This is a genomic window from Streptomyces sp. NPDC049813, assembly GCF_044465085.1.
Taxonomy (GTDB): domain Bacteria; phylum Actinomycetota; class Actinomycetes; order Streptomycetales; family Streptomycetaceae; genus Streptomyces.
Genome location: NZ_JBITLI010000012.1, coordinates 89293 through 107022, shown reverse-complemented (window position 1 = coordinate 107022; position 17730 = coordinate 89293). Strand labels below are relative to the sequence as shown.

The 17730-nt window shown below is 75.2% G+C and carries 15 protein-coding genes; 12 read left to right on the top strand and 3 right to left on the bottom strand.

Features of this window, described 5'->3' with window-relative positions:
- Positions 1-126: 126 nt before the first annotated feature.
- The 4 genes from ACIBW6_RS23875 to ACIBW6_RS23860 all read left to right on the top strand — a co-directional run bounded on the left by ACIBW6_RS23875 (position 127) and on the right by ACIBW6_RS23860 (position 4360).
- Positions 127-714, top strand: a complete 588-nt coding sequence (locus tag ACIBW6_RS23875) for a winged helix-turn-helix domain-containing protein (RefSeq protein WP_399062788.1) — start codon at positions 127-129, stop codon at positions 712-714.
- Between the two features lie 131 nt (positions 715-845).
- Positions 846-2162, top strand: coding sequence for a histidine kinase (locus ACIBW6_RS23870; protein ID WP_399062786.1), 1317 nt, complete (start codon positions 846-848; stop codon positions 2160-2162).
- Positions 2147-2800, top strand: coding sequence for a LuxR C-terminal-related transcriptional regulator (locus tag ACIBW6_RS23865; RefSeq protein ID WP_399062785.1), 654 nt, complete (start codon positions 2147-2149; stop codon positions 2798-2800). Before ACIBW6_RS23870 ends, ACIBW6_RS23865 begins: the two co-directional genes overlap by 16 nt.
- 66 nt (positions 2801-2866) lie before the next feature.
- Positions 2867-4360 (top strand): DUF1996 domain-containing protein, encoded by a 1494-nt coding sequence (locus ACIBW6_RS23860; protein WP_399062783.1) that lies wholly within the window; start codon positions 2867-2869, stop codon positions 4358-4360.
- A gap of 34 nt (positions 4361-4394) precedes the next feature.
- On the opposite strand, the gene ACIBW6_RS23855 is transcribed toward ACIBW6_RS23860, so the two are convergent.
- Positions 4395-4832: a hypothetical protein gene (locus ACIBW6_RS23855; RefSeq protein WP_399062781.1), complete on the bottom strand. Its 438-nt coding sequence runs from the start codon at positions 4830-4832 to the stop codon at positions 4395-4397.
- A gap of 130 nt (positions 4833-4962) precedes the next feature.
- Between ACIBW6_RS23855 and ACIBW6_RS23850 the strand changes: the two genes are divergently transcribed.
- From ACIBW6_RS23850 to ACIBW6_RS23820, 7 genes are all read left to right on the top strand, one after another.
- The gene (locus ACIBW6_RS23850) at positions 4963-8067 is read left to right on the top strand and encodes an alpha-N-acetylglucosaminidase TIM-barrel domain-containing protein (RefSeq protein ID WP_399062779.1); all 3105 of its coding nucleotides are present in this window, start codon (positions 4963-4965) and stop codon (positions 8065-8067) included.
- A 65-nt stretch (positions 8068-8132) separates the two neighbouring features.
- On the top strand, positions 8133-8939 hold the full coding sequence (locus ACIBW6_RS23845) for a tyrosine-protein phosphatase (RefSeq protein ID WP_399062777.1): 807 nt from the start codon (positions 8133-8135) through the stop codon (positions 8937-8939).
- A gap of 17 nt (positions 8940-8956) precedes the next feature.
- Positions 8957-9469 (top strand): tetratricopeptide repeat protein, encoded by a 513-nt coding sequence (locus ACIBW6_RS23840; protein WP_399062774.1) that lies wholly within the window; start codon positions 8957-8959, stop codon positions 9467-9469.
- An 87-nt stretch (positions 9470-9556) separates the two neighbouring features.
- Positions 9557-11482 (top strand): hypothetical protein, encoded by a 1926-nt coding sequence (locus ACIBW6_RS23835; protein ID WP_399062773.1) that lies wholly within the window; start codon positions 9557-9559, stop codon positions 11480-11482.
- Between the two features lie 125 nt (positions 11483-11607).
- On the top strand, positions 11608-12489 hold the full coding sequence (locus ACIBW6_RS23830) for a metal-dependent hydrolase (protein WP_399062770.1): 882 nt from the start codon (positions 11608-11610) through the stop codon (positions 12487-12489).
- Positions 12486-13574: a PDR/VanB family oxidoreductase gene (locus ACIBW6_RS23825; RefSeq protein WP_399062768.1), complete on the top strand. Its 1089-nt coding sequence runs from the start codon at positions 12486-12488 to the stop codon at positions 13572-13574. The genes ACIBW6_RS23830 and ACIBW6_RS23825 overlap by 4 nt, the downstream gene beginning before the upstream one ends.
- Positions 13575-13616: 42 nt before the next feature.
- Complete coding sequence (locus ACIBW6_RS23820) at positions 13617-14333, top strand: TetR/AcrR family transcriptional regulator (RefSeq protein ID WP_399062766.1); 717 nt, start codon at positions 13617-13619, stop codon at positions 14331-14333.
- 8 nt (positions 14334-14341) lie between these two features.
- On the opposite strand, the gene ACIBW6_RS23815 is transcribed toward ACIBW6_RS23820, so the two are convergent.
- Both ACIBW6_RS23815 and ACIBW6_RS23810 read right to left on the bottom strand, forming a co-directional pair.
- The gene (locus ACIBW6_RS23815; protein ID WP_399062764.1) at positions 14342-14692 is read right to left on the bottom strand and encodes a 5-carboxymethyl-2-hydroxymuconate Delta-isomerase; all 351 of its coding nucleotides are present in this window, start codon (positions 14690-14692) and stop codon (positions 14342-14344) included.
- 143 nt (positions 14693-14835) lie between these two features.
- Positions 14836-16458, bottom strand: a complete 1623-nt coding sequence (locus ACIBW6_RS23810; RefSeq protein WP_399062762.1) for a SpoIIE family protein phosphatase — start codon at positions 16456-16458, stop codon at positions 14836-14838.
- A 190-nt stretch (positions 16459-16648) separates the two neighbouring features.
- On the opposite strand from ACIBW6_RS23810, the gene ACIBW6_RS23805 reads away from it, so the two are divergent.
- Entirely contained in the window at positions 16649-17683 is a 1035-nt protein-coding gene (locus ACIBW6_RS23805) for a LacI family DNA-binding transcriptional regulator (RefSeq protein WP_399062760.1), read from the top strand.
- Positions 17684-17730: the final 47 nt, after the last annotated feature.

Genomic DNA, 17730 nt, shown 5'->3' with positions numbered 1-17730 from the left:
TGCCGCGCGACCCACGCGCAGGCCCTCTAACGCCGGCACTCGACGCTTCGAGTTGCGGCCTTCGGTCCGCGCGCACGACGTACGTCCCTCCGCAGACGACTCCTCGCGCGAAAGAGCTGACCCCTCATGGCTGACGCCCGTCCTCTCGCCTCCCTTCCCGGCGCCCCCTCCCCCGCCCGTGCCCGGCTGCGTGCCGTCGACCGGGACGAGGTGGCCCCCGCCGCGCTCGTGCCCCGCGTCGACGTGGCCGAGTTCCTGCCGCCGGGCGCCACGCTGCTGCCCGCGCCGCCGCACACCCTGCCCGCCCTGCCGGGCCGGCCGCCGATGATCGGCTACCTGGTGCTGGTCCCCGCCGACCAGCAGCCGGCCCCGCCGCACCCCTCCGAGCCGGCCGAGGCCGCGCCCGGGCCGACCCGGTCCGACGCGCTCATCAGCATCGACGACCTCCAGCGCACCGCCCGTGTCCGGGGGCGTCAACTCGACCTCACCTACCTGGAGTTCGAGCTGCTCGCCCATCTCGTCGCGCATCCGCACCGGGTGCACACCCGCGACCAGCTCGTCACCACCGTCTGGGGGTACGGGCACGTCGGCGACGGCCGCACGGTCGACGTCCACGTCGCCCGGCTCCGGCGCAAGCTGGGCGCCGAGCACCGCCAGGCGATCCAGACGGTGCGCCGCGTCGGATACAAGTACGCGCCGCCCGCCGGCCGCTGAGAGCCCGCCCCCTGACGGGCCCCGGGGTGTACCCAGTGCCACCCCGGCACGGGTGCCGCACCCCCTGACCCGCGCGCCGTCACCGGCCACACTGTGAGGTGCACGGCTGGGCGGGACGGACGGAGAGCGCGATGGGTGCCAGGGCGGTTCGGGCGGGACGGCGCGAGAGTGCGGACCGGCACCGGTGGGGCGCCCGGGCCCGGGCCGCCGCGGTGGCGGGGGCGCGGGGGCTGTGGCTGGCCGTGGCCGGGTTCGCCGGATCGCTCGCCCTGTTGATCCTGTCGGCCGTCTCGCTCGTGCTGATCGTGGCCGGGGTCGGCGTCGTGACCACCCCGTGGGTGCTCGGGCTCGGCCGCCACTGGGCGAACTGGCGGCGGGCGGTCGCGGCCGAGTGGTGCGGCGTGCGCATCCCGGCGACGTACCGGCCCTTCCCGGACGGGCTGCACGGCGGGCTCCTCGGGCGGGCCGAGCGGTGCCGGCTGCTCCTCGCCGACCCGGCGACCTGGCGGGACCTGCGGTGGCTGCTCGCCGACCTGACGGCCGGGTTCGTCACCGCGCTGCTGCCCGCGGTGCTGGTCCTCTACCCGCTGGAGGGGTACGCCCTGGCCGCCGGGTTGTGGCGGGTCTTCACGGACGGCACGTACGTCGGCTGGTGGTACGGGTTCGTGCCGGTCGGCGGGCAGGGCACGGCGCTGCTCGCCGCGCTGCTCGCGACGGCGCTGCTCGCCACCGGCCTGCGCGTCGCGCCCGCGCTGCTGCGGGTGCACTTCCTGCTGACCCGCGCGGTCCTCGCCCCCGCCACCGGCGAACTGGAGGAGAGAGTTCGGGAGTTGACCCGCACGCGGCGGGACGCCGTGGACACCTCCGCTGCCGAACTGCGGCGCATCGAGCGGGATCTGCACGACGGGGCGCAGGCCAGGCTCGTCGCGGTGGGCATGGATCTCGGCACGGTCGAGGCGCTGATGGAGAAGGACCCGCAGAAGGCCAGGGCGCTGCTCGCGCAGGCCCGGCAGTCGTCCGCCGACGCCCTGACCGAGCTGCGCGACCTGGTGCGCGGCATCCACCCGCCGGTGCTCGCCGAGCGCGGACTGGGCGACGCGGTACGGGCGCTGGCGCTGCGGCTGCCGGTGCCCACGCAGGTCGAGGTGGCGGCGGGACGGGCCGCGGCGCCGGTGGAGTCGGCCGCGTACTTCGCCGTCAGCGAGGCGCTCACGAACGCGGTGAAGCACGCGGGCGCCGGCCGGATCTGGGTCGACGTCCGCCCCGCGGACGGCCTGCTGCGGATCTCCGTCACCGACGACGGCGCCGGCGGCGCGGTGGTGACGCCCGGCGGCGGACTGGACGGGATCGCCCGCAGGCTCGGTACATTCGACGGTGTCCTCGCCGTCAGCTCACCGGCCGGCGGTCCGACCGTGGTGACGATGGAGATCCCTTGCGTGTTGTCCTAGCCGAAGACCTGTTCCTGCTGCGGGACGGTCTGGTGCGGATGCTGGAGGCCTACGACTTCGAGATCGCCGCCGCCGTCGAGAGCGGGCCCGAACTCACCAAGGCACTGGCTGAGTTGGCACCGGACGTCGCCGTGGTCGATGTGCGGCTGCCGCCCTCGCACACGGACGAAGGCCTGCAGTGCGCGCTCGCGGCGCGGCGCGCGCGGCCGGGCCTGCCGGTGCTCGTCCTCTCGCAGCACGTGGAGCAGCTGTACGCGCGCGAGCTGCTCGCCGACGGGACGGGCGGGGTCGGCTATCTGCTGAAGGACCGGGTCTTCGACGCGGACCAGTTCGTCGACGCGGTGCGGCGGGTGGCCGCGGGCGGCACGGCGATGGACCCGCAGGTCATCCAGCAGCTGCTGTCGCGGCGGGCCGCGGACGCGCCGCTCGGCGGGCTCACCCCGCGCGAGCTGGAGGTCCTGGAGCTGATGGCGCAGGGACGGTCGAACGCGGCGATCGCGGGTCAGCTGGTGGTCACGGAGCGGGCCGTCGCGAAACACACGTCGAACATCTTCGCCAAGCTGGGGCTGCCCGTCTCCGACGACGACAACCGCCGGGTGCTTGCGGTCCTCGCCTACCTGGACCGGGGCGGCCACTGAGGCGGGAGCGGGGCGAATTCCGGGACGGGACTGAACACGGCGGGCCCGCGGTGCGTACGTAGTCCCATGGGACGCACCTCACGGAAACGGCGCTCTTCGCTGACGACGCGGATGACCGTCGCGTCGGCCGCACTCCTCCTGGGCGGAGGTGGGCTGGTCGCGGTGAACGTGTACGCGTCGGCCCACGAGGACCCGGGCCGGGGGACGGACGGCGGGGCGCGGCAAGCGCGACAGCAGCAGCGCGTGGCCACCATCGACTGCCCGGACGTCGGCACCTCCCTGCCCGACGTCCCCGACGGCGCGCGGAGCCGGGTCGACGGCGAACTGGCCACGCTGGACAGCCAGATCACCGCGGCGTATCAGCGGCTCGCCTCGAACCGGGCCGCCGCGGCACAGGACCCGGACTTCGTCCGGAACAGCATCCTGGGCCCGCTGAAGGACGAGCGCGGCGCCGTGCTGGGCCGCATCGGGCAGGACATCCGGCGCTCCGGCGGCCGGCCGCCGCGGGGGCTCGACGGGATGGCGGCCTGCACCGGGCGCTCCCCGGACCGGCCGCCGTCGCCGCCCGCCTCGCCGCCCCCGTCCGGCGGGCCGTCGCAGCAGCCCTCGCAGCAGCCGTCCGCGCCGCCCGGCGACGGGTCCGGCGGCCCGGGGGACGGCGCCGGACAGGGCAATGGCCCCGACGCGAGCGACTTCGTCGACATCACCTCCGTCCGCCCGAACGTCGTGACGCCCCGCAACCGGCGCGCGGCCTCCCGCGGCACCTTCACGACGTCCTGCGGACGCAACGAGAACGGCAAGTTCAACCCGGACAACGTCATCGTGGCGCCCGGCGTGAGCAACGGCGCCCACCACATGCACGACTACGTGGGGAACCAGGCGACGGACGCGTTCGCGAGCGACGACGACCTGGCGAACGGGCGCACCAGCTGCCGCAACCAAGGGGACAGGTCGACCTACTACTGGCCGGTCCTGCGGCTGCAGAACGGCACGGACGAGGCGGACGCCGGCGCCGACGGCGGCGGGAAGGACCAGAACGTCGGCGAGATCCAGACGCCGTCCTCCGTCACCCTGAAGTTCGACGGGAACCCGACGGCGAAGGTCGTGGCGATGCCGCGGTTCCTGCGCATCATCACCGGCGACGCCAAGGCGTTCACCAACGGCGACGCGAACGCCAACGCCTCCTGGAGCTGCACCGGGTTCGAGAACCGGCAGCTGAAGGACAAGTACCCCATCTGCCCGCGCGGTTCGAAGGTCGTGCGCACCTTCCGGTTCCAGAGCTGCTGGGACGGGGCGAACACCGACAGCGCCAACCACCGGACGCACGTCGCGTTCGAGGACCCGCGCACCGGGGCCTGCCCGGCCGGCTTCAAGGCGATCCCGCAGCTGGTGCAGCGCATCGTCTACGCGGTGCCCCCGGGGCCCGGGTTCGCCGTGGACTCCTTCCCCGAGCAGCTGCACAAGCCGGTCACCGACCACGGCGACTTCATCAACGTGTTCGACGACAAGCTGATGCGGCGCGTGGCGAGCTGCGTCAACCGGGGCGACCGCTGCACCTGACCGGCCGCCCCCTCCCGGTCGCTGCGCGGCCCGCTCAGTGGTGACCTGCGTGCCTCCCGGCACCCTCCTCGTGACCCCCACCGCCGCTCCTGTCCGAGTGGTGCGAGGAGGACCGCTCCACGGTCCCGCCGAGCCGGCCGCGCAGCCGCGTCACGGTCGCCTCCGCGCCGACCACGATCCACTTGCGGCCGACGAGGTAGGTGCCGCCGTAGTCGTCGGCCGCGTCCAGCCACTCCGCCTGTCCGCGGTCGGTGGCGAAGGTGGCGAGCACGTAACGCCCCTCCCCTGAGCCGCAGTTGGCCTGGCGCAGTTCGGCGGCGTCCGTCTGGAGGTCGGGCCGGCAGCCCGCCCGGCGCGCCAGCTGCTCCAGCGAGCCGCTCGCCGTCCCCGGCACCCCGGGGCCCTCGTCGTGCGCCCCGCACCCGGTCGCGGCCACGACCACCAGGGCCCCTGCCACCAGCAGCTTCCTCATCGCGCACTCCTGTTCCGGACGCTCTCGGTCCGTCGACACGTTCCCGCCAGCTCCGCGCGCACCGTTGAGCACGGACGTGCACCCGGTTACCGTGCGCCGCACCATCCGCGACACTGGGGGGTCCACACGTATGTCCGCGCCAACGCGACGCACGGTTCTCGGTACGGCGGGCGCCCTCGGGCTCGGCACGGCCCTGGGGGTGGGCGCGCCGGCCGCGCAGGCGGCGCCGCACCCACTGGATACGGCTCCCGCGCGCGCCGCGCTCAAACGGCGGCTGCCGCACCACGCGGACCAGTTCCGGCTCAGGCTGGTACCCGCGCGGGACGCCGCGGACCGGTTCCGGGTCTCCGGCGGGCGCGGCCGCGTCGAGGTGGAGGGGACGACCCCGGCGGTGCTGCTCGCCGGGGTCCACTGGTACCTGAAGTACGGCTGCGGGGCGCACATCGCCTGGAACGGCGACCAGCTCGACCTGCCGGGCACCCTCCCGGCGCCCGGCCGCCCGCTGGAGCGCGCGACCTCGCTGCGGCACCGGTTCGCGCTCAACGACACCAATGACGGCTACACGGCGCCGTTCGCCGGCTGGGCGTACTGGGAGCGCATGATCGACGTCCTCGCGCTGCACGGCTGCAACGAGGTGCTCGTCATCGCGGGCATGGAGGCCGTCTACCACCGGGTCCTGAAGGACTTCGGGTACAGCGACGAGGAGTCGCGGGCCTGGCTCCCGGCCCCCTCCCACCAGCCGTGGTGGCTGCTGCAGAACCTGTCCGGCTACGGGGGTCCGCTCTCCCCCGAACTCATCGCGGAGCGGGCCGCGCTGGGCCGCCGGATCACCGACCGGCTGCGCGAGCTCGGCATGAAGCCGGTCATGCCGGGCTACTACGGCCACGTGCCCAAGGGGTTCGTGGAGCGCAACGGCGGCGACGCGCACGTCGTGCCGCAGGGCGTCTGGCACGGCTTCGAGCGTCCCGACTGGCTCGATCCGCGTACGACGTCCTTCGCCCGGGTCGCCGAGGCGTTCTACCGGCACCAGCAGGACCTCTTCGGTGAGATCGACGCCTTCAAGATGGACCTGCTGCACGAGGGCGGCACCCCCGGCGACGTGCCGGTCCCGGACGCGGCCCGGGGCGTGGAGAGCGCGCTGCGCACGAACCGGCCCGGCGCCACCTGGGTCATCCTCGGCTGGGAGGCGAACCCGCTGCCCGAGCTGCTCGACGCCGTCGACAAGAAGCAGATGCTGATCGTCGACGGGGTCTCCGACCGCTTCGCCTCCGTCACCGACCGCGAGAAGGACTGGGGCGGCACCCCGTACGCGTTCGGCACCATCCCCAACTTCGGCGGCCGGACGACCATCGGGGCCCGCGCGCACCTGTGGACCGAGAAGTTCTTCGCCTGGCGCGACAAGGCGGGCAGCGCGCTCGCCGGCACCGCGTACATGCCGGAGGGCACCGACCGCGACCCGGCCGCCTTCGAGCTGTGGTCCGAACTGGCCTGGACGGAGCGGAGGATCGACCGCGCCGCCTGGTTCGCCGGGTACGCCGGCTTCCGCTACGGGGGCCGCGACAAGGACGCCCGCGCCGCCTGGCAGGCCCTGCACGAGACGGCGTACCAGCAGCACGCCGTGGAGCGCTCCGACCCGCACGACTCGCTGTTCGCGGCGCGTCCGGACCTCGCCGCCGACCGCGCCGCGTACTACGCGCCGCGCGCCCTCACCTACGACCCGGGCCGCTTCGACGCGGCGCTCACCGGGCTCCTCGGCGTGGCCGGGGAGCTGCGGCGCAGCCAGGCCTACCGGTACGACCTCGTCGACGTCGCCCGCCAGGCCCTCGCGCACCGCAGCCGGCAGCTGCTGCCCCAGCTCAAGGCCGCCTACGCCGACAAGGACCAGGACCGCTTCCGGTCCCTCGCCGCGCTGTGGCTGCGGCTGATGCGGCTGTCGGACGACGTCACCGGAACCCATCGGGCGTTCCTGCTCGGGCCGTGGATCGCGGACGCCCGGGCGCTGGCCACGAACGACGCCGAGCGCGCCGAGTTCGAACGCTGCGCCAAGGTCCTGATCACGGTGTGGGGCGACCGCGCCACCTCGGACCCGGGCAATCTGCACGAGTACGGCAACCGTGAGTGGCACGGCCTGATGGCCGACTTCTACCTGCCGCGCTGGCAGACGTGGCTGGACGAGCTCCAGGACGCGCTGGCGGCGGGCCGGGAGCCCGCGAAGGTCGACTGGTTCGCCTTCGAGGAGCCGTGGACGCGGGAGCGCAAGGACTATCCGCTGCGGCCGTACGGGGACGCGTACCGCACGGCGTCCCGGGTCCGGGACGTGCTGGCGCGCGCCCCCTATCAGGGCGCGCTGACGGTCACGGCCGAGCCGGCCGCGTTCCCGCCGGGCGGGCACGCGCGCGTGACGGCCACGTTCCGCAACGTCAACGGGTTGCGGGCGACGGGCCGCGTCGACTTCGGCCTGAGCGGGATCGACGCCGTCCCCGAGCACGGCACGTCGCTGGCGCGGGTGGCCCCGGCCGACGAGGGCACCGTGTCCTGGCGGGCGAGCGCGCCGGGCACCCCGCTCGACGCGCCGCTGCGCCCGCTGCCGTACACGATCGACGTCCGCTACGGGCCCCGGGGCGAGGACCGGGTCACGTACACGCACAAGGGCACGCTCTTCGAGGCGGGGCCGCTCGACGCGGGCTGGAAGACGTACAGCAACAACGCGGCGGTCTTCGGGCAGCTGGCGGACCGGTTCGCCGTCGACGGCGGCGGCGCCGACCTGTGGAAGGGGACCACGGAGTTCGGTACGGCCTACCGCGAGGGCGCCTTCCCGGACGGCTCGTCGGCCGTCCTGCGGGTGGACGCGCAGGCGGTGACGGGTGCGTGGGCGCGGGCGGGCATCATCGTGCGCAACTCCCTGGCCACCCCCGGCTCGGCGGGCTTCCTCAACCTGTCCGTGACGCCGTCGAACGGCGTCGTGCTCTCCTACGACACGAACGGCGACGGGACGCTCGACACGTACCAGCGGATCACCGGGATCAAGGCGCCGGTGCTGCTGCGGCTGACCCGGACCGGCGGCTCGTACACCGGCGCGTGCTCCACCGACGGCGGGAGCAGCTGGCGGACCGTCGCGACCGTGCCCGTGCCGGGAGCGGCGCCGGCGCAGGACGTGGGCCTGTTCATGACCGCGACGAACGGCGGGAACGGGGCGCGCGGCACCGTCGCCTTCAGCGGGTGGCGGCTCACCTGACGGCCGGACCTGGGGAAGACTGGGCGGGACGCACCGGATCGAACAGAGCAACGGGAGTCCCGCCCATGGCCGAACCCATCGCCGCCGCCACCGTCGCCAACCTCCGCGACCTCGGCGGCACCCCGCTGGCCGACGGCGCCCGGGTCCGTCCCGGTCTCGTGCTGCGCTCCGGCCAGCTGGACCGGCTCGACCCGGCGGCGGACCACCGGTTCACCGCGCTCGGCCTGCGCACGGTGCTGGACCTGCGCACCGACAGCGAGCGCGCCCGGCACCCCGACCGGGTCCCGGACGGGGTGCGCCTGCTGACCGCCGACGCGCTCGCCGACCAGCTGGCGCGGGCCGGGATCACCCCGGCGGCCGCGCAGCTCAAGGAACTCCTCGCCGATCCGGCGCGCGCGGAGCGGGAACTGGGCGGCGGCAAGGCGCAGGCCCTGTTCGAGGACACCTATCGGGGGCTCGTCTCGACCGGCTCGGCGCAGGCCGCCTACCGGACGCTGCTGCTCGAACTGGCCGCGCCGGACGCGGGCCCCCTGCTGTTCCACTGCACGGCGGGCAAGGACCGCACGGGCTGGGGCGCGAGCGTGCTCCTCGCGCTGCTCGGCGCGGACGACGCCACCGTCGAGGCGGAGTACCTGTCGGTCAACCCGGCGGTGCGGGCCGCGTTCGCGCCGCTCATCGAGGGCTTCACGGCGCAGGGCGGCGACCCGGAGGTGGCGCTCGCGGTGATCGGCGTGGTCCCCGGCTATCTGCGGGCGGCGCAGGACGAGGTGGCGGCCCGGTACGGCGACATGGCGGCGTACGTGCGCGAGGGGCTCGGGGTCCCGGACGAGGCGGTGTCGGCGCTGCGAAAGCGGTTGACCTGCGCGGGCTGATCTTCGAGGGTGGCCCGATGAGCACCGAGAGCAGCGCGTGGGAAGAGCGGATCGCCGCCGCCTGGGCCACCATCGACAGGTACGGCGACACCGAGGCGGCGGGCGAGGAGTTCCGCGCGCTGATCGACACGGTGGTGGCCGGGCTGCCCGCCGACAGCCCGGTGGGCCCCTTCGAGCGCGCCAGTGCCTTCGACTCGACCGGGCACTCCGACCGGGCGGTGCCGCTCTACCAGGAGGCGCTGCGGCGCGGCCTCACCGGCTACCGCGGCCGCCGGGCGAAGATCCAACTGGCCAGCTCCCTGCGGAACCTGGGCCGCCCCGAGGAAGGCGTCGCGCTTTTGGAGCCTGAACTCACTGCGCCGAGTGACGATTTGGACGACGCGGTCCGCGCCTGTCTGGCGCTGTGCCTGTCGTCCCTGGGCCGGGACCGGGAGGGCCTCGCCCTGGTGCTGGAGGCGCTGGCGCCCCATCTGCCGCGCTATCAGCGGTCGATGGGGAACTACGCGCGGGCGCTGGTGCAGCCCGGCTGAACCCGGCTGCCCCCGGCTGACCTCGCCCGGCCTGTCGGCGGGACCGTGCTGGGGTGACCATCCCACGATTCGCTCGTTCAGCTGAACGTGCAGTCAAAGGTGGAGCAGTCCAAGCCCCCGCTCGGCGGCGGGGCCGGCGTCATCGATGTGGAGCAGGCCGAGGCGGCCCTGGTCGAGCACTATCCCCGCCTCGTCCGCCTCGCCTATCTGGTGCTGCCCCCGGGCCTGGGCCGCAACCGCCGTGTGCTGAGCGCCCACTCGGTCACCCAGCGGGCCCTGCCCCGGGGCCGCACCGCGACCGCGCCGCCCGCCCTCCCCGCCCAGCGCGGGTCCGCGCCGCGCACCGGCGACCCGGGGTACGCCTACGTCCGGCTGCGGGTGCTGCGCAGCGCCCTCGAAGCGGGCCGCCCGCTGCGCCGCGCGGCCTGGCCCAGGCGGTCCCAGCTGCCCCCGCTGCTGCCGCAGGTGTGGGGGCTGCGGCTGTTCCCCAAGTCCGGCGGCGCCGACGAACTCGCCCTCGACCAGCGGCTCTCCGCGCTCAGCGGACCGGCCCGCGCCGCCTACGTGCTGCGCGGCCTGGAGCACCTCGACGGCTCCGCCGTGCGCACCGTCCTCACCGCGGCGGGCTGTTCGGACGAGGAGGCCGCCGCCGCGCTGGCCGAGGCCGACGCGGCCGGACCCGCGGACGCCCTGCTCCAGTCACCGGAGTTCGACCCCTGCTCCCTGCACGCCCGCCCCACGGACCTGATGCGCCGCCGCCAGCACGCCAAGGCGGCGCTCGCCGCGGTCGCGGCGCTGCTGGTGTGCGGCGCGCTGCTCGGCCTGCCCGGGGAGGGCTGGAGCCCGGACGGCGCCGCGGCGCCCCTGTACGCGCAGAACCCGGCGGGCCGCGCGGCGCTCGATCCCGCCTCGCTGACGCGGGTGGCGCCGGCCGCGTGGCAGTCCTCGGCCCGCACCGACTTCTCCGTGTGGCCCGCGCGCGGCTCCCGCACCCGGGACACGGCCCTGCTGCGCCGCGCCCTCGCCGTCTGGGCCCGCCCCGGCGAGTCCGTCCAGGTCTCCGCGACCCCCGGCACCCCGGCGGGCGCGCCACCCGGCCCCGCGCAACTGCTGTACGCGGGCGAGCTCGACCAGGCGCGCATCGTCCTCTTCTACGACGGCCTGCGCATCGTCCGCTACGCCGAACCGCAGCACGGCACGAGCGGCGCCGCCCTGGACTTCGCCCGCGTCGACGGGGCGAGCGCCCCGCAGTCGGGCGCCGTGGTCCTCGACCGCTCCGACGGCAACGTCCGCTATCTGACGGCGCCCTGGGTGACCCGCGCGGCCGTCCGCGACCTGCTGCGACCGTCCGTCGCGGCGCAGCCACTGGCCCGGTCGAAGGACGGGGTGACGGCCCCCTTCCCGAGTCCGGCGCTCGCCCCGGCCGGCCGGCCCTGCACGGGGTGGAACGCGCTGGCGCTCACCGACGCCGCGAAGACGCGCTACGCCACCGACCTCGGGGAGCTGGTCCCCGCCCACCTCACCGCGGGTGCGCCGGACGCGCCGCACGAGGCCGGGCCGGCCGACTGGGCGGCCACCGCCTGCTCCCTCGCCGCGGCCCGCTCGCACGGGGTGCGCTCGGTGAACGCGTGGGCGTACGCGCGCCAGGAACTGCCCGAGGAGAACGGGACGGCACGGTGGGTGTGCACCCGCGCCGAGACCTGGCGGGGCGGCGGCCCCCGCACGCTGGCGCTGTTCCTGCCGCCCGGGGCGAGCGCGGCGGTGCTCGCGGCCAAGGCGCAGGGTGCCCCCGCGTGCGGGGCGCGGGTGCCCCCGGTGCTGGCGGGGGTGCGGTGGAAGTCGCGGGGCGGGAACTGGTACCTGATCGCCGGGGGCAGCAAGGAGGTCGGGTCCGTGAGCGCGGCGGGCACCACCGAGGCCGGGAACGTGCTGGCCGTGCGGGTGGCGCGGGGCGCGGCGGTGACCCTGAAGGGCGTCGACGCCGACGGGGTCGAGGTGTCACCCCTGCGGTAGTCCTCCTTGTCCGCCCCATGGGCTCCGCTCCGCGCCCTGAGCGGGGTGGGCCCGCCGGCGAGATCCCGCCGAAAAGTGGGTTGCAGGGGTGGCCCATCGGCCCTACCCGTCAGTACATTGACGCCATGTCTAATACGCGCGTTCCGCTGAAGGCACGCCAGGTGTCCTTCGCCTGGGACCGGACTCCCCTGCACTGGCTGCCCGGCGACCCGTTCGCCACGCACACCATCAACGTGCTGCACCTGCTGCTGCCCGCGGGCGAGCGCTGGTTCGTGCACGTCTACAAGCAGGTCCTGCCCCTGATCGAGGACGACCGGCTGCGGGCGGACGTCATCGGGTTCATCGGCCAGGAGGCCATGCACGCGCAGGCCCACGACGAGGTGCTGCCCCATCTGCGGGAGCTGGGGCTCGACCCGACGCCCTACACCGCCCAGGTCGACTGGTTCTTCGAGAAGCTGCTCGGCGACCGCACCCTGCCGCCCGGCAAGGCGCGCCGGTGGTGGCTGCTGGAGCGGGTCGCGCTGATCGCGGCGATCGAGCACTACACGGCGTTCCTGGGCAACTGGGTGCTGAACGCCGAGGAGCTGGACCGGCGCGGCGCCGACCCCACCATGCTCGACCTGCTGCGCTGGCACGGCGCCGAGGAGGTCGAGCACCGGTCGGTGGCCTTCGAGCTGTTCGAGCACGTGGACGGCGGCTACCGGCGCCGGGTGCGCACCTGGGCGACGGCCTTCACCGCGCTGGTCTTCCTGTGGCAGCGCGGCGCCCGCTTCTTCATGGAGAACGACCCGACGCTGACCGACGGCAAGGCCCACTTCAAGGACTTCTACCGGGGCGGCAAGGAGGGCGTCCTGCCGTCGACCGGCGCGATGGTGCGCTCCATACCCCGCTATCTGAGCCGCGGCTACCACCCCGAGCAGGAGGGCTCCACCGCGCAGGCCGTCGCCTACCTCGCCTCCTCCCCCGCCGCGACCGCCGCCGAGGCCCGCACCGGAGCCGCCCGATGAGCCGCCTGACGGACCCGCGCACCTACCGCAAGGCCGTCCTCGTCGCCGGCGCGGCCCTGGCCGTACGGCGCGCGCTGCGCCGCCGCGTGCGCCGCTCGCCGCTGTGGCCGCTGCCCGCCCTGGAGGAGCCGGTCTCGGGGCGGCCCCGGGCCCGCGCGCTGCGGCTGCGCGTCACCGGGCGCGAGGAGGCGGCCGACGGCGTCGTCCTGCTCCGCCTGGCGGGGCACGCGCTGCCCGCCTGGGAGCCGGGCGCCCACCTCGATCTCGTGCTGCCCTCCGGCCTCGTGCGGCAGTACTCGCTCTGCGGCGACCCGCGCGACACCGCGTCGTACACCGTCGCCACCCGGCTGATCCCGGCGGAGGCGGGCGGCCGCGGCGGCTCGCGCGAGGTGCACGAACAGCTGCGCGAGGGCGCGGAGGTGGAGGTGCGCGGGGTCCGCAACCGGTTCCCGCTCGACGCGGACGCGCCCGCCTACCTGTTCGTCGCGGGCGGCATCGGCATCACCCCGATCCTGCCGATGCTGCGGGATGCGCACGCGCGCGGCGCCGACTGGAGGCTGCTGTACGGGGGCCGCAGCCGGGCCTCCATGCCGTTCCTGGAGGAGGTCGAGAAGCTCGGCGCGGACCAGGGCCGGGTGCGGGTCGTCGCCGAGGACAGCGACGGGCTGCCGGACCTCGCCGCCGCGCTCGGGGCCACCGCGCCGGGCACGGCCGTGTACTGCTGCGGGCCCGAAGGGCTGATGGCGGCGGTGCGCGAGGCGCTGCCCGCGGGCCGGACCCTGCACCTGGAGCGGTTCGCGCCCCGCAACTCCACCGAGGGCAACGGCCCCTTCGAGGTCGAACTGCGGCGCAGCGGCAGGGTCCTGGACGTGCCGGCCGACGGCACGGTCCTCGCGGCGGTCCGCGGCGCGCTGCCGCACGTGGCGTACTCCTGCGAGCAGGGGTTCTGCGGCACGTGCCAACAGCGCGTCCTGGAAGGCGAGATCGACCACCGCGACGAGCTGCTCACCGATGCCGAGCGCGCCGGCTCGATGCTCATCTGCGTCTCCCGCGCCCGCGGTGAGCGCCTGGTCCTGGACCTGTAGGGGCTGGCCGCGGGGCCGGCCGTGCTCGGTAGAGTGTCCGGTATGACGACCGGGGTGCGGCGCAGGATGGGTGTCGAGGAGCGGCGGCAGCAGTTGATCGGGGTCGCCCTCGAACTGTTCAGCCACCGCTCCCCCGACGAGGTCTCCATCGACGAGATAGCGGCCGCCGCGGGCATCTCCCGGCCCCTGGTCTACCACTACTTCCCGGGCAAACTCAGCCTCTACGAAGCCGCGTTGAAGCGGGCCGCCGAGGATCTCGCGGAGCGGTTCCAGGAGCCGCGGGAAGGGCCGCTCGGCGCGCGGCTGCTGCGCGTGATGGGCCGGTTCTTCGACTTCGTGGACGAGCACGGGCCCGGGTTCTCGGCGCTGATGCGCGGCGGCCCCGCGGTCTCCACCGGCGGTGCCTGCTCCCTGGAGACGGCGTCGACGACGACCGCGCTGATCGACTCCGTCCGCCAGGCCGCGTACGTCCAGATCCTCACGCATCTCGGCGTCCCGGCGCCGTCGCCGCGGCTGGAGCTGGTGGTCCGCTCGTGGATCTCGCTGGCCGAGTCGACGGCGCTGATCTGGCTGGACGGGCGGCGCATCCCGCGCGAGGAGCTCCAGTTGCAGCTGGTCCACGACTTCGCGGCGCTCGCCGCGGTCAGCGCCGCCTACGACCCGCCGATGGCGGAGCTGCTGCGGCACACCCTCGCGGACGAGCCGGCCGACGGCCCGTTCGCGGACCTGCTCGCCCGGCTCGCCGCGCTCGTGGTCTGAGCGGCGGCTCAGCCGCGCGCCGAGCGGTAGCTGGGCTCCAGGTCCCGTACCTCCACGGAGAAGTGGACGCCTTCGGCCGCCTTGACGTGGGCGGGCAGCAGCGCGAGGACCGCCTCGGAGAGCCCCGTCTTGGCCTCCCCGGTGCGGCCGGCCAGCAGGGCGATCTCCACGTGCAGCACGCTCGCCTCCTCGGCCCCGTCGCCGACGACCGTCTCCTCGGCGCGCCGGAACCGTGACTTGCACGCCGGGACGCGGGCCGCGACCTGCTCGACGCAGGCCTGGTGCACGGCGCCCGCGAGGCCGGCCCTGTCGAGGCGGCCGTCGAGGTCCGCGGAGTGGTCGACGGTGATCAAAGGCATGGATGCTCCGTGTGTGAGGCCTGCGCTGACTGCTGTCACCGGCCAGCTTTACGGTGATCGGCGCGGGCGCACAACTCGCGTCCCGCGGAGCGGACGGTGCCGGACCCGGCCCGCCCGCCACCGCGTCCGCGGCGCGGTGGCGCTCAGGGCGAGGCCTGCGGGCCGAGCCGCAGGGCGAGGACCGCGATGTCGTCGGCGCGGTCGGCGCCGAAGCGGGACAGCAGCGTGTCGCACAGGGCGTCCGGGCCGGCCGGGGCGGTGGTCGCGGCGGCGCCGAGCTGCTCCATCGAGACGGCCAGGTCCGTGCCCCGGGTCTCGATGAGCCCGTCGGTGACCATCAGGAGCCGCTCCCCGGGCGCGAGGACCACCTCGGTCGGCTCGGGGTGGGGCAGGCCGAGGCCGAGCAGCGGGCCGTGCGCGTCGGCGTAGTGCGCGGGCCCGTCGTCGGGCACGCGCAGCGGCGGGATGTGACCCGCGTTCGCCAGCAGGGTGCGGCCGGTCGCCGGGTCGACGAGGGCCAGGCAGAGGGTGGCCGAGCTCTCGGGGTGGTAGTGCTGGAACAGCTTGTCGAGGCGGGTCACGAGCCGGCCGGGGTGCGGGTCCTCCAGGCTGTAGGCGCGCAGCGCGTGCCGGATCTCCACCATGACGGTGGCCGCGTCGAGCGAGTGCCCGACGACGTCGCCGATGCCGACGAGGACCCCGGCGGCGGTGGGCAGTACGACGTAGAAGTCACCTCCTATCTCCGTCTGCCGGCAGGCCGGCACATAGCGGAAGGCGACGTCGACGCCGGGCAGTTCGGGGAGCTGCGCGGGGAGGAAGCTGCGCTGGAGCGTGAGGGCGACGTGCCGCTCCTGCTCGTACATGAGGAGGGGTTCGGCGGCCAGGGCGGTGGCGCGGGCGAGCTGGGCGACGAGCGGGCCGGTCCGTCCGGCCGGGTCGGGGGCGACGGGGGTGGCCAGGCAGACGGGGAGGTGGCCGCCGCGGGTGCGGGAGACCACGAGGCGGACGTCGCCGGGGCCGAAGTACGCGGCGGGCCACTGGGCGGCGGGCACGACGGTGCTGCTCACGCCGCCGGGGGCGCAGGGCACGCGCCGGGCGAGGGCGGCCGCCTGCTCGCGCGCGACGGCGTCCGGCACCTCGGCCACCACGCTGCGCCGGGAGAGCCCCGCGTGCACGTCGCCCTCCTCGCCGAGGACGAAGACGGCGGCGCTCTGCCGGGTGATCCGGGCCGTGGCGTCGGCGGCGGTGGTGGCCAGTTCGAGCAGACAGCGCGCGCCCTGCACGTCGACGACGGTCTCCGAGAGCAGCGCGAGCCGGTCGAACTGGCCTTGCGCGTTCGTGAGTTCGCGGGCGCCGCGCAGGGCGGCCCGGACGACGGCCCGGATCTCCTCCGGTTCGGCCGGCACCGTCAGGTACGCCTCGCCGCCCGCGTCGAGCGCGCGGGCACGGTCGCCGGCGCCCGAGGGGCGGGCGGAGAAGTGGACGACGGGGATGCCGGCGAGCGGGGGCAGCGCCTTGACCCGGCGGCACAGTTCGAAGCCGCTGAGGTCGGGCAGGCCCACGTCGACCAGCGCCATGTCGGGCAGCGAACCGGCCCGCAGCCGGGTGTCGAGCTCGACGAGCGCCTCGCCCGCGGAGGCGACGGGCACGACGATGTGTCCGGCACGGGTCAGCAGCGCGCCCATGGCGTAGCGGTTGGCGGCGGTGTCGTCGACCACCAGGACGGTGCTGCCGTCGGTCGCGGGCAGGTGGGCAGTGGCGTTCACGAGGCGGCCCCTCGGGGCTGTCGGGGCGGGCCCTCGCGGCCCACCCGCCCCAAGCTACCGCCGGGGGCGCCCCGCGGGGTCCCGGTCGGCGCAGCTTCACCGTTCCGGGTGGCGCGCGCCAACGCCCCGGGGCCGTACGGCTCTTCCCACTTGGTGTGCAATACGCCAGGTGACCGGTAAGGTCCGTCCCGTGACCGCACGTCTTGCCGACATAGCAGCTCAAGCGGGGGTCAGCGAAGCGACCGTCAGCCGCGTGCTCAACGGCAAGCCCGGGGTCGCCGCGGCCACCCGCCAGTCCGTCCTCGCCGCCCTGGACGTGCTCGGGTACGAGCGGCCGGTGCGGCTGCGGCGGCACAGCGCGGGCCTGGTCGGCCTGATCACCCCCGAGCTGGAGAACCCGATCTTCCCGGCGCTCGCCCAGGTCGTCGTGCAGGCGCTGACCCGGCAGGGGTACACGCCGGTGCTGGCCACGCAGACGCCCGGCGGCTCGACCGAGGACGAGCTGACGGAGATGCTGGTCGACCGCGGGGTCAGCGGCATCATCTACGTGTCGGGGCTGCACGCCGACACCACGGCGGACACCCGTCGCTACGAGCGGCTGCGCGGCCAGGGCGTGCCGTTCGTCCTCGTCGACGGCTTCTCGCCGGCGGTCGCGGCGCCCTTCATCTCGCCGGACGACCGGGCCGCGGCCCGGCTCGCGGTGACGCATCTGGTCTCGCTCGGTCACAGCCGGATCGGGCTCGCGCTCGGTCCGCAGCGGTTCGTGCCCGTGCAGCGCAAGATCGAGGGGTTCGTCCGTGCGATGCAGGAGCTGCTGGGGCTCTCGGCGGAGAAGGTGACCGACGGGCTCGTCCAGCACTCCCTGTACACGCTGGAGGGCGGTCAGGCCGCGACGGCCGCGCTCCTGGACCGGGACTGCACCGCGGTGATCTGCGCGAGCGACATGATGGCACTGGGTGCCGTCCGGGCGGTGCGCGAGCGGGGCATGGACGTGCCGCGCGACGTGTCGGTGGTCGGCTTCGACGACTCGCCGCTCATCGCCTTCACCGATCCGCCGCTGACCACGATCCGCAAGCCGGTGCACGCGATGGGTCAGGCGGCCGTCCACACGCTGCTGGAAGAGGTGGGCGGCACACCGGCGCCGCACAGCGAGTTCGTGTTCATGCCCGAGCTGGTGGTCCGGGGTTCAACCGCTTCGTCCCCCGGGGCGCGCCCTCGTCCGTAGGGCGGAGAGGATGCGGTGCGAACCCGCCCGAGGGATGATCGGACGAG

Excerpts from the sequence above, each read along its gene's own strand:
- ACIBW6_RS23875 (WP_399062788.1), top strand. The coding sequence starts at position 127 with ATGGCTGACGCCCGTCCTCTCGCCTCCCTTCCCGGCGCCCCCTCCCCC.
- ACIBW6_RS23870 (WP_399062786.1), top strand. The coding sequence starts at position 846 with ATGGGTGCCAGGGCGGTTCGGGCGGGACGGCGCGAGAGTGCGGACCGG.
- ACIBW6_RS23860 (WP_399062783.1), top strand. The coding sequence starts at position 2,867 with ATGGGACGCACCTCACGGAAACGGCGCTCTTCGCTGACGACGCGGATG.
- ACIBW6_RS23855 (WP_399062781.1), bottom strand. The coding sequence starts at position 4,832 with ATGAGGAAGCTGCTGGTGGCAGGGGCCCTGGTGGTCGTGGCCGCGACC.
- ACIBW6_RS23850 (WP_399062779.1), top strand. The coding sequence starts at position 4,963 with ATGTCCGCGCCAACGCGACGCACGGTTCTCGGTACGGCGGGCGCCCTC.
- ACIBW6_RS23845 (WP_399062777.1), top strand. The coding sequence starts at position 8,133 with ATGGCCGAACCCATCGCCGCCGCCACCGTCGCCAACCTCCGCGACCTC.
- ACIBW6_RS23840 (WP_399062774.1), top strand. The coding sequence starts at position 8,957 with ATGAGCACCGAGAGCAGCGCGTGGGAAGAGCGGATCGCCGCCGCCTGG.
- ACIBW6_RS23830 (WP_399062770.1), top strand. The coding sequence starts at position 11,608 with ATGTCTAATACGCGCGTTCCGCTGAAGGCACGCCAGGTGTCCTTCGCC.
- ACIBW6_RS23825 (WP_399062768.1), top strand. The coding sequence starts at position 12,486 with ATGAGCCGCCTGACGGACCCGCGCACCTACCGCAAGGCCGTCCTCGTC.
- ACIBW6_RS23820 (WP_399062766.1), top strand. The coding sequence starts at position 13,617 with ATGACGACCGGGGTGCGGCGCAGGATGGGTGTCGAGGAGCGGCGGCAG.
- ACIBW6_RS23815 (WP_399062764.1), bottom strand. The coding sequence starts at position 14,692 with ATGCCTTTGATCACCGTCGACCACTCCGCGGACCTCGACGGCCGCCTC.